The following is a 15,710-nucleotide window of genomic DNA, read 5'->3' as shown; positions in this document are numbered from 1 at the left end:
GGACCGGTATGAATAAAGTTTGGGAGGGATAGAACATGAAAATCACACCGCTTGATATTCAACAAATGGGATTCAAAATAAAATGGAAAGGATACGATCGCGGAGAAGTCGACGCATTTCTGGACACCTTGACGGAGGACTACGAGGCCCTGATCAAAGAGAATCTTTATTTAAAGGAACAGATGACGGGTCTCGAATCTTCTTTGAGCGAGTTCAAAAAGAAAGAGGCCCTCTTGAGTCAGACGCTCATCTCTGCACAGCAACTGGCCGAAGTTCAAAAAAGCAATACGTTGAAAGAATCGGCGCTGATTGTCAAAGAAGCCGAAGTCCAGGCGGATCAAATCATCAAAGGTATTCGTGAGGATTCGGCCCGGCTTAAAGGCGAATTGATCGATCTTCGAAGACAAAAGCTGCTGTTTATCGAAAAAATACGATCGATGCTTAAAAATTTTGAGATCTCCCTGTCGGTCGAGGAACAGGAGGAGAAGGAGACAGAAAACTATTCTTGAGGTATATTTAGATATGCGATTAAACGAAAATAAGGAGTGAATCCATTTGAATAAGTTGCCCGTTGTGGTGTTAGGGGGAATTCTGATGTTCCTCTTTGTTGGAGGGGACCTGAATGCGGAAACCCTTATTGCGGAAGATCCGCCGTCGTTGGAAAAAAAGCTGGAGGGATCTCCCCTGCAAATCAGAGAGGGATCGCTCGCTTTTACGGAAGGATTCCACCCTGAACTGGTTCGCCCTGTGGAAAATCATTATCAGTCCAGATTTTCAAACGGCCTGACAGCTTTCTATACGGTAGAACCTTTCCTTCAGGAAAAAATGAAAAAATATTTTAAGGATCGGCGCGTCCCCTACGGGGTGTTTGTGGCAATTGACCCTTATAGTGGAAGAGTTCTGGCGATGGTTGAGCATTCCAGTTATCATCCAAAAGTAAAGGGATGGGCGGTTAAGGCCTCCTATCCCTCCGCCTCGGTATTTAAACTCGTCACGGCGGCGGCTGCCATCGAAGAAAAGAAGGCGTCACCAGACACGATGATTTCTTTTCAGGGAGGCCTCTATCATTTGCGCAGAAACAACTGGGAAGTCCATCCCGAGAGAGATTTTAGAAAAATTTCTCTAACCGATGCTTTGGCGAAATCGGCTAATGTTCCATTTGCGAAAGCGGCCACGCTTTGGCTTGATAACGCGACACTTTTAAATTACGCGAATGCATTTGGCTTCAATCAGGCAATACCCTTTGAAATTCCTCTCCAGATCAGTCATGCGAGCATCGCGGAAGACCCTAAGGAAGTGGCTTACACTGCGGCGGGTTTCGGCGATACTGAAATGAGTCCGATTCATGGAGCGCTCATTGCCTCGGCTATCGGAAACGGAGGAGATCTGATTGTTCCCCATCTGATCGATAAGATCATCGATCAGGAGGGAAATGAAATCTATTCTCCGAAAAGGGAAGTGATAGGGCATGTCGTTTCCTCGAATACGACCGAACTTTTGAAGGAAATGATGGGACAAACCATAATAAGTGGTACCTCCAGAAGAGCCTTTCGGAGGTATCATCGCTCTGCAGCGCTACGTGATATTACTGTGGGAGGAAAGACAGGTTCTCTCACCGGGAACGATCCTCCCGGAAAGTACAGTTGGTTCGTGGGAATGGCCCCGCTCGAAAAGCCTGAAGTTGCGATAGCCGCGCTGGTTATCAACAACGGACATTGGCGGATAAAGGGGTCGGATGTGGCGAAAGAGGGCTTTACGAATTTCTTTAAATACCGCGATTAGCCCGGGGTATCGATCAGGGGAGCGGTTACGTGAATTCAAAAAGTCAGAATATAACTCGGATCCACATGATCGCGATTTGCGGGACCGGAATGGGTTCTCTGGCTGGCATGTTAAAAGCCTCCGGCTATCAGATCACGGGATCTGACGAGCATATTTATCCACCCATGAGTTCGGTCCTTCAGGATCAGGGCATTGAATGTCGAAAAGGATTTTCCGATAAAAATATTGATTCGAATGTGGAACTGGTTATCATCGGAAATGCCGTTTCGAAAAACAACCCGGAAGTTCAGGCAGTTCTAGCAAGAAATATTCCCTACCTCTCCTTTCCTCAGGCATTGAGCCAGTTTTTTCTAAGCGATAAAACGCCAGTCGTGATTTCAGGAACACATGGTAAAACCACAACGTCTTCGTTGGCTGCATGGGTCCTGGAAACAGGCGGCCTGAATCCTGGATTTATGATTGGAGGTTTCGTCAAGAATTTTAATCGCAACTATCAATTGGGAAAGGGTCCCTATTTTGTCGTTGAGGGAGACGAATACGATTCCGCTTTTTTTGACAAAGGACCTAAATTCCTTCACTACCGTCCTTACTACGGAGTTCTGACGAGCATTGAATTTGATCACGGAGATATCTATAAGTCTCTCGAACAGATTCAGTCTGCGTTCCTGAAGTTTGTTCGACTCATTCCGCCCGAAGGATTGCTCTTGGCTTCAGGTGAAGACTCCAATATCCGAAAGATTCTCCGGGATCTCGCCTGCCGGGTGGAAACTTATGGCATTGGCAGAGGTTTCCAATGGTGCGCTGAAAAAGTCCGGCCCTCCAAGACAAAAGAGGGCCTAAAGTTTGATGTTTATTATCAGGGAAATTTTTTTGAGACTTTTGAGTCTCCGCTCATGGGTCAGCACAACATCAGAAATTCTCTCGCAGTCATTGGTTTGGCACATCATCTTCAGATTTCAAAGCCAGACATTCAAAAAGGACTTCAGAGTTTTAAGGGAGTCAAGAGAAGACAGGAAATCGTCGGTGAGATACAAAATATCCTGATCATGGATGATTTTGCTCATCATCCGACTGCGATCAGGGAGACTCTTCAGGCGGTAAAATTAAGGTATCCTGAGAGAAGGCTCTGGGCGATTTTCGAACCGAGGTCAGCGACCAGCCGAAGGAATTTCTTTCAAAAGGAGTTCAGCCGTTGTTTTGACATCGCGGAAAAAGTGGTTATTTCAGCGCCCCCTGGAATGGAGAAGATACCCCTTGAGGAACGGCTTGATTCCACTCTTTTGGTCAAGGAGATCAGTCAGGGAGGACCTTCAGCTGTTCTCTGCCAAAATGCAGAGGAGATCGTATCCCGGATCGTTCCAGAAGTTCGACCCGGAGATTTGATCTGTGTGATGTCAAGCGGGGGATTTGACGGAATTCATCAGAAACTCTTGAGGGCTCTTAACCCGCATCCTTAGGACTGTTTGAAACCAGGTCTAAAACAACTTACCCTTCTACTACAAAGCGCCATTGCCGATCACGCCTTTTCCGGAGCCTCTCTTCTCGTATTTAATCATGGAGAAATTATTTTTGAGGTGGAAGCAGGCGAAACTTCGTGGAAAATAGAAGGTTTAAAACCGAAAAAGGTTGACTCCGAAACGCTTTTTGACCTGGCATCCCTGACGAAACCCCTTGCTACCGTTTTCCTGATGTCCCTTCTTGTTCAGAGTAGAAAATTGTCTCTGGATGATCGAGTGGGGAATATTCTTGTTGCGCCTCTTGATTCCGAAAAAGGAAATACGTCAATCCGGGAACTCCTGAGCCACTCTTCCGGATTTCCGGATTGGAGACCCTATTATTTGGAAGTTGTTTCCGATGGGACCTTCTGGAGTTGCGAGAAAAATTCAAAGGAAAAGGCATCGATATTCCAAAAAATTCATGAAGAGCCCTTCCTTTATTCTCCCGGGAGTCGTACCCTATACAGCGACCTGGGCTTTATCCTGTTAGGCGAAATGCTGGAATGCCAAAGCGGAATTTCTCTTGATCAACTTTTTATCCGGGAGATCGTTGAACCTTTAAGAATCAAGAATCTTGGATTTAGACCTCTGAATCTGTTTGGCCAGGAGAGATCTTTCATGGCGACGGAAAAGTCAATATGGCGACACAAAATCGTACAGGGGGAAGTTCATGATGAGAATGCCTGCGTGATGGGAGGTGTGGCGGGCCATGCCGGTCTTTTTGGTACCGCCCGGTCTGTTTATGCCTGTTTTACAGAGTGGAGAAAAGGGTACAGGAACGAGAGCCCGTTTTTGACAGAGTCGATTGTCAAAACATTTGTCGAAAGAGAGAGGTTTTCAGCCGACTGGGGGCTTGGATGGATGTTTCCGTCAGATTTATCAAGCGCAGGAATACATTTTTCGAAAAGATCGTTTGGTCATCTCGGCTTTACCGGAACGTCGATCTGGTTCGATCCGGTCGTGGATCTGGGCGTGATATTCCTTTCAAACCGAATTCATCCGACTCGCGACAATTCTGCGCTGAAGGAATTCAGGCCAATTCTGCATGATTTCATTTACAACCTGGTGATCCATGAAAAAACCTAATGCGTTAAAAATCGGGGACGCGATCGGCATTGTGGCCCCAGCAGGTCCAATTTCCCCGGAACTCTTAAAAAAGGGGATTGAAAGATTGAGAAATTTTGGATTTCATGTGATCGAAGGAAAACATTTGTCCGGATCCTATCGCTATTTTTCCGGAACCGATCAGGAACGGGCTGAAGACCTTCAATGGATGTTTCAACAGGATGTGAGAGCCATTATCTGCGCAAGAGGAGGATACGGTTCTTCACGATTGATTCCGATACTACAGGGGAACTTCTTACGGAAGCCGGAAATCATATTCATCGGGTGCAGTGATCTCACAACGCTTCTGCTTTATTTTTCCCGTCTCGAAATCCCGGTATTTCATGGTCCGATGGTTTCTCATTTCAGCCGCTCGGAAGATGCTCTGACAAACCAGTTTCTGCTCGACATGCTGATTTCTGCGAAGCCACTTGGAACCTGGGAAATTCCGGAGATTCAGGTCTTAAGAGAGGGTCGGGCGGAAGGAAGACTGACCGGGGGATGTTTATCCCTGCTCTGTAGTTCTCTCGGAACCTCCTATGAGGTCGAAACGGAAGGCAAAGTCCTTTTTTTTGAAGAGGTCAACGAGGCTCCTTACCGGATAGACCGGATGCTGACTCAACTGAAACAGGCGGGAAAGCTAGAAAAGGTTAAAGGAATCTTGATTGGGAAACTCTTAAACTGTGAACCCCCTGCCGGATCGGAGTATACATTGAAAGAAATCCTGACTGAAAGTCTGGAAGGTCTGAATTGTCCCGTCTTGTCCGGCTTGCCATTTGGACACGGAAACCAGAATATCACGCTCCCCTTTGGTATTTTGGTCAGACTCGATTCTTCTTCGGGCACGCTGACCTTTCTGGAATCTCCCGTCCTGTAAATGATCTTTTCTCCAATCGTCATCTGCACATAATTGAACATCCTTTTATTTCTAAAGTAAGACTTCTCCGGGCATTCCCGGCACTCCCGGATACAACTCTTTAAGAACTAATGAAAAATAAGTTAGTACCATTGGCATATCTTTTGCTTTAGGAGGAAGTGGTCATGTAAATCTGGATTAAGAAATGTCGCTTGCTTTCAAGAGAATTGGATCTCTGGGACTCCTGCTGATCACCCTGATCAATACGACAGGTTGTGGAAAAACCTCTCAGGCCGCGACCAGCAGCCTTCAGGGCGTTTTTATCGATGCGAATACGATTGCTTTTCTCCAACAGAAATTTGACGAAGCAAAGACCTGCGCGCAGTTACCGAAAGGGAATTTCAGTGATCTCTCGATCATCATGATGCCGCCGAGTTTTACCTGTCCGTATTACACGTCAGGCTGCAGCGGCGAATTTGATGAGCCCAATCTGGTTAAAATCGGCACTTTCAGTTCCTGGAAGCATGAAGTCATTCACTATCTGATCTATGTCAATACGGGAGATCCGGATACCAATCATACCTCTTCCCTTTTTCAAACCTGTACCACCTGATCAGGTCGATCATTTAAAACAGATCAAAGTTGAACAGCGAATGTTCCGGATTTTTACCCAATGGATCACTTAGACGATTCCCCTTTTCAACACGGACTAACCGGTATTCCTCATCCCAGTTGCAATGCAATTAATGGATAAGAGAATCGCATGGGTCAATTTCTCTCTCTCAACCCCCGTTTCACCTGATCGCAGAAGCTTGAGCAACCTGACCTGAATATAATGAATAGGATCGATGAAGGGGTTTCTTAATTCAATCGATTGCTGGAGCGGCAGGTCATTATCGAGAATGGCTTCAGACTGGACGATTTTTAAAATAATCGAAAGGAGTTTTTCATACTCGTCATTCAATTTTCTGAAAACATTGTCCCGTACCGGGCGTTCGCTGACCAGGGTTGAATAAAGTTTTGCGATGTGCATATCCGTTTTGGCAAGCGTCATTTGAATATTATCGATCAAGTTGGAGAAAAAAGGCCAGTCCTGATACATTTCAATCAGCAGCGACAGGTTTGCCTCTTTATTCAATCGGATGAAGCTCTCTAGTGCCGAGCCAATGGGATACCAGGCGGAGATAAGATGACGATTTTGGGTCCAGCTGAAGACCCATGGAATGGCCCTCAGATCTTCAATCTTGCCTTCTTTTTTCCGGTAGACGGGACGGGAACCGATATTCAGAAGACCGATCTCGGAAATAGGGGTGCCCTGGTAGTAATATTTTACAAGGGCGGGATCTTCGACGAGGTCCCGGTAAAGTCGATAGGATATCTCTGAAATTGTGTTGAAGGCCTTTTCGTAGATCCTTTCTTTTGCCGGCGCTCTCCTGGGTTTCAAACTTGCTGTAAAGACTCCGGCGGTCATGAGCCCAAGATGATGGAGCGCAGTCCCGCGATTGGCGTATTTTGAGGAGACCACTTCACCCTGTTCAGTGATTTTGATCTGGCCATTGACGGTTCCATCGGGCTGCGCCAGAATGGCTTTGTGAGTCGGTCCACCCCCTCTTCCGACGGTACCTCCCCTTCCATGAAAAAGCCTTAATTGAATCTTGGAGGCACGAGAGAGCGTTGTGAGCCCCTTTTGAGTTTGGTAGAGCTCCCAGGAAGAGGCGAGAATTCCTCCATCCTTGCTGCTATCGGAATAGCCGAGCATGATCTCCTGGATATGGTTTCTTCCTCTGAGATAGGTTTGATACGAAGGATGACGATAGGCGCTCTTCATAATTTGACAGGCATTTCTTAAATCATGGATGGTTTCAAAGAGAGGAACAATATCCACTTTCGAAATGGGGGCACCCTGCGCAGTTCGCCCATATAGACCCGCCTCTTTGCAAAGTACCTGAACCGTCAAAATATCGGATAAGGAAGTCGTCATGCTGATGATGTAACTTCCAATGACGTGGGTTCCAAGGTCATCCTGTGCTTTTTTGATTAAGTGGAACATCTTCAAGGTCTCTTCGGTTTCCGGAGAAAATGTCATGCCCGGCGGAGTAAACGGCCGGATCGTCAAGAGCTCCTTCGAAAGAAGGCTTCTCTTTTCCTTTTCTGAAAGAAACTCAAATGAGGCATGAACCCCTGTTCTTGAAAAGAGTTCATGAATGGCTTTCCGATGCTGGCCGGCATCCTGTCGAATATCAAGAGCGGCGAGATGGAATCCAAATACCTCCACCTGGCGGATCAGAGGTTCAACAAATAAAGAAGAGATAAGCTCTCCCTGATGAGCATTTAATGACTGTTGAATCAGGCCCAGATCTTTCAACAGTGCTTCAGGATGATCATATCCTTTGAACTGGTAAAGTTTTTCCTCACTGAGAGTCTGTTTTTCAAGGAACAGGCGGTTATATTTAAGGGTTTCTTCGATTTTCAACCTGATGAAAGTGCATTTCTGGCGATAAGGTTCATGAACGTTACGATTGCTGACGGTTCCGGTAAAAGGATCAAACAGTATTTTATCCGCTTCGATGCTTTCCGCGAGTTGGGGAGAGATCTGGACCAGGTGCCTGGACTGGCTCAGGTTTTCGGTCAGGGTCAGAATGGATTCCAGATAAAGCGATAGAACGAAATCCTTGTGGGTTCTTAAAGTCCATTCGGTAATCCTGGAAGTGACCTTTGGGTTTCCATCGCGATCTCCTCCTACCCAAGATCCAAATTTTAAAAAAGACGGGACGGCCAGCGGGGGAAGATCTTTTTCTTGGCGCTCTTTTTGAAGATAGTGGTCAGTCTCCCGGTAAAACTGAGGAATAATTTTGAAAAATGTTTCCTTGAAATAAAAGAGAACACCCTTGACCTCTTCAAATACAGTGGGATGTTCGAGAAAGATATCTCCGGTTTGCCAGAGAAGCATGATTTCGCTCAGGATTTCGCGCTCAAGAAGCTCGAGTTCGCGAGGCGTCCAGATCGGGTTCAGTTTCTTAAGTATGAAAAGATAAATCTTCCTGTATTTTTCAAGAATTGTCTGGCGTTTTGCCTCGGTCGGATGTGCGGTCATGACCGGTGCAATCCACATATGTCTGAGAAGTTCTGGAAAAGACTGAAAGCTTTTTTTCTCGCTTCCGAGTTGGGAAAAACAATGTTCGAGAGGGTGAGGTTCATAATGGGAGGCGCTTCTCCGTTGGTCACGCCTCACCTGCATTGCAAAGTTTTCTTCTGCGACATTCAGGAGATGAAAGGAGATGTCAAACGCCCTGATTATTTTTGCGGTTTCAGTCAAGTCAAGTTCCTCGATATCGAGGATGAGCTTTTTTTCCTTATCCGGGTCATAGGAAATGCGGAGTTCTTTGCAAAGTTTTCGGAAATATTCCACTTTGTTTAAAAGGACGTCTCCTTCCTGATTGCGAATGGCCTGGGCCAGCAGGTTTTCGAGATAATCAATATCTCTTTGAAGACGAGGATCGAGTTTACGTGCGCCAGTGACTCCTGAAGCGTTTCGCAATTCTTTCAACTCTCCCTCGAACTGCAGGACTTGAGCAATAGAATCGGGACGAACTTTAAACGCAGGACATTAGGAGGAGATTCTAACATAGGAGCCTATTATAGGTGGTTTCGATTGGAGGATCAATACAGCTTGATAAACTTCGTTCATATGCTAGACTTTAAGATATTTCTCAATTTCAATGAAGAAGCATAAGGGGGGATTCAGAATGGGTGAAGCCAATCGACCGGCCGGTGACGCAAACGATCAAACGATTCTCTTGACTGGGGGAGGCCATCAACCCGACGAAATGCAAGTCGTTTGGTCCAGAACCGAGGTCGTCAGAGCGATTTCAGGTAAGAACAGGGTGGTTCCAGCTGCGAAAAGTCTTTCATTTAGAGTGATTGAAGGCCAGGACAAAGGAAAAATTCATCCTCTTAACGGAAAGAGCCAATTTTGTATCGGCAGGGGTGGTGCCGACATTTCTCTCAAAGATTCCCGGGTATCAAAAATACATTGTCTGATTGAGATTTATGACAGTTTTTTTGTCATAAAAGATATGAAAAGCACCAACGGAACCCTCTTGAACCAGTTTGTGCTTGCGGAAGATTTTTTGAAAAATGGAGATAAGATCCAGATCGGCCAGACCGTGCTGGAATTCCAGGTCAAGGTTTGAATTCGAATGAAAAATAAATGCCTTTGGCCCGCGGAGGCTGATGGGGGTGGTATCAAATGGTTTTTCTAAAGGAGTTCCTCAGGCAGATCAGTACCACCTATCAAGAATTCCTTTCCAAATATCCGGAGTTCCGGGATCTTCTAGAAGACCTTCTGCGACAGTTACATTTGTTTTGGAATGAGGTGAGTCAAAATACGCCATCTTATCTTGTCCTGTCATTGATCATTCTCTCGGCGTTCCTGGTCTCCTTAATGATGGCCCGGATGTTTGTGGACTCGTTTCTGGTCGCCTGGCTTCTACGAATTCTACCCCGTTCTCTTTATCGGAAAACGGTGATAAAAAGAGCGGAGCGATTCGCGAAAAATGGAAAATATATTGATGCAGGAGATTTGTTGCAGGAAATCGGGGAACATGAACGCTCTGTGGCGATGTATATTCGTGGAGACGAATACGGACAAGCGGCCCGGATTTATATCAAGATGGAAAAATTCCGTGAAGCGGGACGAATTTATGAAGAAGGAAAGGTCTATGCGGAAGCCGCAAAATGCTACGAGAAAGAGGGTCTCTTCCTGAAGGCCGGTGAAATGTATTTTCAGACGCGCGATTTTTTAAAAGCGGCTGCGCATTACGAAAAATTCGTGGAAGTTCTCGAAAAAGAAGAAAGGTCGCCTGAGAAAATAAGAAAAATAGAAGAATATTCAGCGAAAGCAGGAGATCTTTATCTGAAGTCAAAAGAGTTTGCTTCGGCCGGGCCCCTGCTGGAAAAAGCCCATCTCTATGAGCAGTCCGCGTTTGCCTATTCCAAAGCAAAATTGCCTCTTTTGACGGCCCGCAGTCTGGAGGCTGGCGAGAAATTTAAAGATGCTGCAAAACTGTACGCAGAAAACGGGGAGTTGGAGAAAGCGGCAATCTGTTTTGAAAAGGGGGGAGGTCATTCCGAGGCCGGGGACCTCTATCATAGACTGGGGAATACGGATCGGGCAATCAGTCAGTATCAAAAAGTCACTTCTCAATCCAAGAATTACGATCAAGTGTCCCATATTTTGGGGAATCTCTTTGAACAGAAAGGAATGCTTGGTCCGGCACGCGAAAAATATCAGAAACTGATAGAACGAAAGGGTGTCACGCGGGAGAATCTCGAAACCTTTTATAATTTGGCCTTATTGACTGAAAAAATAGGGGATTTAAATGAAGCGATTTCAATCTATGAAAAAATCATCTCCGAAGATTTGAGTTACAAAGATGTTCCCGCGCGGCTCGTACAATTAAAAGAAAGGGCTGAGAAAGCTTCGCACCTCACACCCGAAGAGACTGAGGCCCATACCATTACGAACCGGTACAAGATTATCAATGAACTTGGACGGGGAGGGATGGGTATCGTCTATCGGGCGGAAGACCTGGTCTTAAAGAGAATTGTCGCCTATAAAATCCTGCCTGACACCTTCAAGGATAATCCCCAATTTTTGGAAAGTTTTATGCAGGAGGCCAGGACCTCCGCCGCGCTCAATCACACCCATATCGTCACGATTTACGATACGGGTAAAGTAGGAAGCAATTATTATATCACCATGGAATTTCTGGATGGTATTACCCTGAAAGAACTTTTGGGAAAAGTCAAAGGAACCGTGCCGCTTCCGGTTGTCGTGGGCATCGCCAGGCAGCTTGCACTGGGATTGGAATATGCCCATGAGAAAAGCGTGGTCCATCGCGATATCAAGCCGGCGAATATCATGTTGACCCGTGACAAAGTAGTCAAGATTATGGATTTTGGCTTAGCCAAACTTCTCCACGAAGGCGCGAGTGAAAAAACTTCTGTGAAAGGAACTCCCTATTATATGTCCCCCGAACAGATTATGGGCAAGAACGTAGATGCCCAGACAGATCTTTATGCAATGGGTTGCACGCTCTATCACCTGTTGACCGGGCGGCCACCCTATACAGAAGGGGATATTTATTACCATCATCTTCACACGATTCCCGAATCTCCTAAAAAGTTCAATGAAAAAATTCCGGACTCCCTTGTGAATATTGTGATGAAATCTATTGAAAAGGATAAATCCTCCCGTTATGCCAAAGCTAAGGAAATGCTCGACGATCTCGGTCAGATCCACCTGGATCCCGTTAAAGTATAGCGGATAGAGAAAGCCTAAAATGCTTGATATTCACATTCCCGTTATTAAAACCTATTTCGAAAAAAAAAGGTACAGCACCCCATTTGTAAACACCCTTTTTAAGAAATTGCATGAAAAAAGGGAAGAGCGGATTGATTTGATGGTGGGGGAGTCCCAGTCCAAAACAACCTATCTGGTTGCGTTGGAAGGGAGTCCGCTGGGAGCGTTCTATATCGAAGAGAACACCTTCCGGACCCTGGGAGGAAGGGATTATTTCAATCTCCTTCAAGGTCTCCCTGATCTGATGCTCTCATATTATGCCGTGGACCCCGTCTTTGCCAAATGCCTGCTGACCCCTTCCCAAAATAAGCCTGCTTATAAGGGGTCCATTCAGGAAAAGGATCTGAAAAAAAAGATTGAGACAATCCAGAATGATCCCGGGGAGAATATGATTCTTCTCCACACCCCGGGAGGTGTCAGCTTCTTTTATTTCAAATCCGGAAGAGGAATTGCATCCTATTTCTTTCAGCCAGAACAAAAACCGGACGAATGCGATATCGGAAACCAGTTTCTGGTCTATGTCTTAAGTCAGGATATCTCACTGTTGACCATGGAGGTATACCATAATGCAAAGATAACTCCGTTACTGTTAAACCGATTGACCCCTGAGGAAGTGTCTGGAGGCATTGTCGAATATTTTCAAAAACAGAAGCCAAAACTCATGACGGCCGAAAAGCTCGATTTTGAGCTGGATTTGACTCCTCCCTCTGTAACAGCTGTTGCTCCCGACGTGGGACCGCCGGTGGGTGAAGAGCTCTCAACGGGTCGATTGGCAAAAGCAAAATGGTATCTGGAATTAGTCGGCGGGGAGCAGATGGGACGAAGAGTTGTTTTAAATAAGCCTCAATTAACGATTGGGAGAATGAAAGCAGACATGATGCTGGGAGACGTAAAAATATCGAGGCAGCATGCCACAATCGAATTGACCGATCAGGGATACCGCTTTACCGATCTGGGAAGTACGAACGGCAGTTTTATTAACGGGCAGCAGGTAAAAACCCAGTTTCTCAAAGCGGGGGATATTATCAGAGTCGGGGGAACCCTCATCAAATTCGTCAAGGAATAATCGGATCAAACTCGCTAAAATATTGTTTCTCAAAGATCATCTCCAGTATAATCATTAAATGAAACCCATGGATGTTGGCCCAACAGAGACGGTTCAATTCACGATCGGTGATATGGATTGTCCCGATTGCGGGTTAAAAATAGAAAATCAGATCCGTCATGTCATCGGTGTTGAAGCGGCCGATCTGAATTTTATGACGACTCTATTGACGGTCAGGTTTCAAACCTCGCAGTGTGAAATTCGAAAGATTGAAGAAGAAGTCAAGAATCTCGGATACTCCATTAAAAAATCTGATTTGTTCCTGAATCTCCCGCCCATTCCGGTTTTGAACAGACCCCTGCTTTTGACGATCGGGGCCCTTGTCCTGACTCTGACCGGGTTGATCCTTTCTTTTCTTGTTCCTTCGCACTGGTCGATTCCGATTTATTTAGCGGCGATAGGGGTTGGCGGTTACGCCATTGCCAGGAAAGGCTTCCTCGGATTGCGCCAGGGCATCCTGGACATGAACGTCCTGATGACGATCGCCGTTTTGGGTGCCGTTGCCCTGAAAGATTACCTGGAATCCGCTTCAGTGGTCATACTCTTTTCATTTGCCCAATGGCTGGAGACCTACAGTGTAAATCAGAGCCGCCACGCGATTCGCCAGCTCATCGATGCAACGCCGACGCAGGCGAGAGTTCAGATGGGAGAGACACAACGGCTTGTTAATGTGGATCAGGTCAAGGCGGGTGAAACCGTGATTGTGCGCCCGGGAGAAAAGATTCCCTTTGACGGATTAATTATCAAGGGACGTTCCAGTATCAATCAAGCTACGATGACCGGCGAATCCCTGCCGGTTGATAAAAAAGAAAATGACACCGTCTATGCTGGAACCCTCAATTTACAGGGAACGATCGAAATGACCGTGTCTCATCCCTGGAAAGAAAGCAGGATGGCCAGGATTATTCATATGGTTGAAGAGGCTGCGTCAAGAAAAGCATCCTCCCAGAGATATTTTGAAACCTTCTCAAGTTACTATACGCCGATCATTATTACGCTGGCATTCTTCATTGCTGTGATCCCTCCGTTTTTCTTAAATGGGAGCTGGAGTATCTGGTTTTACAGGGCGCTGGTCCTGGTTGTGATTGCCTGTCCTTGTGCCTTGATCATTTCGACTCCGGTCACCGTAATTTCTGCGTTGTCCACTGCGGCACGACATGGCATATTGATCAAGGGCGGGATTTTTCTGGAGGAATTGGGACGAATCAAAAGTTTTGTCTTTGATAAAACGGGAACCCTGACAACAGGCGTGGCTGAGGTCAGGGAGATTATTCCCCTTTCGGGATCCGCGAGAGATCTTCTTCAGATTGCAGCTTCATTGGAGAAAGAATCGAAACATCCGGTGGGAGAGGCAATCGTTCGGTATGCGGAACAAGAGAAAATCTCACTTCTTCCCGTATCAGAGTTTCAATTGATGTCCGGCATGGGAGTGACCGGAACGGTATCCGGACTCTCATGGACCATTGGCAATCATCGGTTTTTCGAGGAAAAAAAACTCTGTTCGGACAAGCTCGAAAGTTTCCTTATTCCTCTGGAGTCGAAAGGAAATACGACTATTCTGATTGGAAGCGAGCAAGGTGTGATCGGCATCATTGCTCTGGCCGATACACTCCGTCAGGATGCCGCCGAAGGAATCACGAAACTGCGAAAGGAAGGGGTTGAAATGATATCCATGATGACGGGGGATAACAAGACTAACGCTTCAATCATTGCCTCCAAGATTCGTCTGGACGAATTTCAGGCGGAAGTGCTGCCGGATGAAAAGGCCGATCGAGTCGGCGAGTTGAGAAAGAAATTCCATCGTGTGGCAATGGTGGGGGACGGAATCAACGACGCGCCTGCATTAGCCGCGGCTACGGTGGGGATTGCGATAGGAGAAAAGGGGGCTGATGTCGCCATGGAAACCGCGGACGTCGTTCTGATGTCCAGCAATCTCCTCAAACTGGCGTTTGCAGTGAAGTTGGGAAAAGAGACGCTCAGGCTGATTCAGCAAAATCTCATTTTATCGATTGGGATCAAGGCGCTTTTTCTTGCCTTGGCCATTCTCGGAATATCAACATTATGGATGGCGGTTGCCGCAGATATGGGGGTTTCGCTTCTGGTGATTGCCAACGGGATGCGCGTTACCCTGCTTCGGTGACGAAATGCAGCGGGTTCTCAGCTGACCTTCAGTTTTCTGGCGATCAGATCTGCCCCCTTCTTTCCGGACAACAACATCGAACCGAAGGCGGGCCCCATTCGGGGCGATCCGTAAACGGCCGCTACCGATAATCCCACTAAAAATAGATTGGGATAGATCTCACCTGTCTTCTCAAGAACCAAGGCTTCTGATTGAGAAACCCACATCGCCCCGTTTCCAGGTACGTTTTGACAGAGTCCTCTCTTGGAGAGGAGTTGCACGGCAATCGCGTCGTGTCCGGTCGCGTCGACAACGATTTTGCATTCAAGTCCGATCGGATCGACGTGGGCGGTACCGTGTGGCATGGCGTAGACTGGAGCATAGTTGACGACAACTCCTTCCACGACATTCTTTTCCCCTCGAATAATGAGGTCACGGAGAACCGTTAGATTAAGGACTTTGATCCCAGCGTCAAATGCGCTTCCGATAAGCTTGGAACAGGCATAAGGAGCATCGACCACGTACATGTCCCGAGTCACTTTTTTGCAGGGAACCCCGATTTTTTCGAGGATTTCATGAGCCGGGGCCGCCACGGTCGATTTGTTCATCAAATAACCGCCAGACCAGAAGCCTCCACCCAGGTGATTGGACTGTTCAATCAGGAGAACCTTCAGTCCCCGGGAAGCCAGTTCCTTGCCACAGACCAGGCCTGCGGGGCCCGCTCCAATCACGATGACGTCAGATTCCACCAGGGAGTCGAACTGTTGATAAAACTCTTTTGCTATCGCGCGGGTGATTTCTTTTTCATAGTTCGGAGAGATCTGATAGGGATCGGTCATGAGGTTATCGTAGCGTAGTAATCCCCTTCAAGTCAATCCCGCTCC

12 protein-coding genes are annotated in these 15,710 nt (G+C 46.7%); 10 read left to right on the top strand and 2 right to left on the bottom strand.

Annotation, left to right across the window (positions count from 1 at the left end; translation table 11 throughout):
- Positions 1-35: 35 nt before the first annotated feature.
- The 6 genes from HY200_02660 to HY200_02635 all read left to right on the top strand — a co-directional run bounded on the left by HY200_02660 (position 36) and on the right by HY200_02635 (position 5,851).
- On the top strand, positions 36-509 hold the full coding sequence (locus HY200_02660) for a DivIVA domain-containing protein (protein MBI3593838.1): 474 nt from the start codon (positions 36-38) through the stop codon (positions 507-509).
- 46 nt (positions 510-555) lie between these two features.
- Positions 556-1,782: a penicillin-binding protein gene (locus tag HY200_02655; GenBank protein MBI3593837.1), complete on the top strand. Its 1,227-nt coding sequence runs from the start codon at positions 556-558 to the stop codon at positions 1,780-1,782.
- Between the two features lie 65 nt (positions 1,783-1,847).
- Positions 1,848-3,239 (top strand): UDP-N-acetylmuramate:L-alanyl-gamma-D-glutamyl-meso-diaminopimelate ligase, encoded by a 1,392-nt coding sequence (gene mpl / locus HY200_02650; GenBank protein MBI3593836.1) that lies wholly within the window; start codon positions 1,848-1,850, stop codon positions 3,237-3,239.
- Positions 3,240-3,245: 6 nt separating this feature from the next.
- Positions 3,246-4,364, top strand: a complete 1,119-nt coding sequence (locus tag HY200_02645; GenBank protein ID MBI3593835.1) for a serine hydrolase — start codon at positions 3,246-3,248, stop codon at positions 4,362-4,364.
- Complete coding sequence (locus HY200_02640; protein MBI3593834.1) at positions 4,351-5,259, top strand: LD-carboxypeptidase; 909 nt, start codon at positions 4,351-4,353, stop codon at positions 5,257-5,259. The genes HY200_02645 and HY200_02640 overlap by 14 nt, the downstream gene beginning before the upstream one ends.
- Positions 5,260-5,443: 184 nt before the next feature.
- Positions 5,444-5,851 carry a hypothetical protein gene (locus HY200_02635; protein MBI3593833.1) on the top strand — a complete coding sequence of 136 codons (408 nt, stop codon included), beginning with the start codon at positions 5,444-5,446 and terminating at the stop codon, positions 5,849-5,851.
- A 96-nt stretch (positions 5,852-5,947) separates the two neighbouring features.
- Here the strand turns inward: HY200_02635 and ppc are convergent, their stop codons facing one another.
- Entirely contained in the window at positions 5,948-8,776 is a 2,829-nt protein-coding gene (gene ppc, locus HY200_02630; protein MBI3593832.1) for a phosphoenolpyruvate carboxylase, read from the bottom strand.
- 208 nt (positions 8,777-8,984) lie between these two features.
- On the opposite strand from ppc, the gene HY200_02625 reads away from it, so the two are divergent.
- Genes HY200_02625 through cadA form a run of 4 tightly spaced genes read left to right on the top strand, consistent with a single transcriptional unit; the run spans position 8,985 to position 14,847 of the window.
- Positions 8,985-9,431: an FHA domain-containing protein gene (locus HY200_02625; GenBank protein ID MBI3593831.1), complete on the top strand. Its 447-nt coding sequence runs from the start codon at positions 8,985-8,987 to the stop codon at positions 9,429-9,431.
- 56 nt (positions 9,432-9,487) lie between these two features.
- A complete protein-coding gene (locus HY200_02620; protein MBI3593830.1) occupies positions 9,488-11,563 on the top strand; it encodes a protein kinase in 2,076 nt (691 codons plus the stop codon).
- Positions 11,564-11,582: 19 nt separating this feature from the next.
- Positions 11,583-12,668, top strand: coding sequence for an FHA domain-containing protein (locus tag HY200_02615; GenBank protein ID MBI3593829.1), 1,086 nt, complete (start codon positions 11,583-11,585; stop codon positions 12,666-12,668).
- Between the two features lie 58 nt (positions 12,669-12,726).
- Positions 12,727-14,847, top strand: coding sequence for a cadmium-translocating P-type ATPase (cadA, locus tag HY200_02610; protein ID MBI3593828.1), 2,121 nt, complete (start codon positions 12,727-12,729; stop codon positions 14,845-14,847).
- A 17-nt stretch (positions 14,848-14,864) separates the two neighbouring features.
- On the opposite strand, the gene HY200_02605 is transcribed toward cadA, so the two are convergent.
- Positions 14,865-15,665: a thiazole biosynthesis protein gene (locus HY200_02605; GenBank protein ID MBI3593827.1), complete on the bottom strand. Its 801-nt coding sequence runs from the start codon at positions 15,663-15,665 to the stop codon at positions 14,865-14,867.
- Positions 15,666-15,710 lie beyond the last annotated feature (45 nt).

This window comes from Nitrospirota bacterium (assembly GCA_016194305.1).
GTDB lineage: Bacteria > Nitrospirota > Nitrospiria > JACQBW01 > JACQBW01 > JACQBW01.
The sequence above is the reverse complement of the archived record's forward strand: the minus strand, read 5'-3'. Positions and strand labels throughout refer to the sequence as shown.

What these genes read in the sequence shown, in the direction of transcription:
- HY200_02660 (MBI3593838.1), top strand. Translation starts at nt 36, where the DNA reads ATGAAAATCACACCGCTTGATATTCAACAAATGGGATTCAAAATAAAA.
- mpl (MBI3593836.1), top strand. Translation starts at nt 1,848, where the DNA reads ATGATCGCGATTTGCGGGACCGGAATGGGTTCTCTGGCTGGCATGTTA.
- HY200_02640 (MBI3593834.1), top strand. Translation starts at nt 4,351, where the DNA reads ATGAAAAAACCTAATGCGTTAAAAATCGGGGACGCGATCGGCATTGTG.
- HY200_02635 (MBI3593833.1), top strand. Translation starts at nt 5,444, where the DNA reads ATGTCGCTTGCTTTCAAGAGAATTGGATCTCTGGGACTCCTGCTGATC.
- HY200_02625 (MBI3593831.1), top strand. Translation starts at nt 8,985, where the DNA reads ATGGGTGAAGCCAATCGACCGGCCGGTGACGCAAACGATCAAACGATT.
- HY200_02620 (MBI3593830.1), top strand. Translation starts at nt 9,488, where the DNA reads ATGGTTTTTCTAAAGGAGTTCCTCAGGCAGATCAGTACCACCTATCAA.
- HY200_02615 (MBI3593829.1), top strand. Translation starts at nt 11,583, where the DNA reads ATGCTTGATATTCACATTCCCGTTATTAAAACCTATTTCGAAAAAAAA.
- cadA (MBI3593828.1), top strand. Translation starts at nt 12,727, where the DNA reads ATGAAACCCATGGATGTTGGCCCAACAGAGACGGTTCAATTCACGATC.
- HY200_02605 (MBI3593827.1), bottom strand. Translation starts at nt 15,665, where the DNA reads ATGACCGATCCCTATCAGATCTCTCCGAACTATGAAAAAGAAATCACC.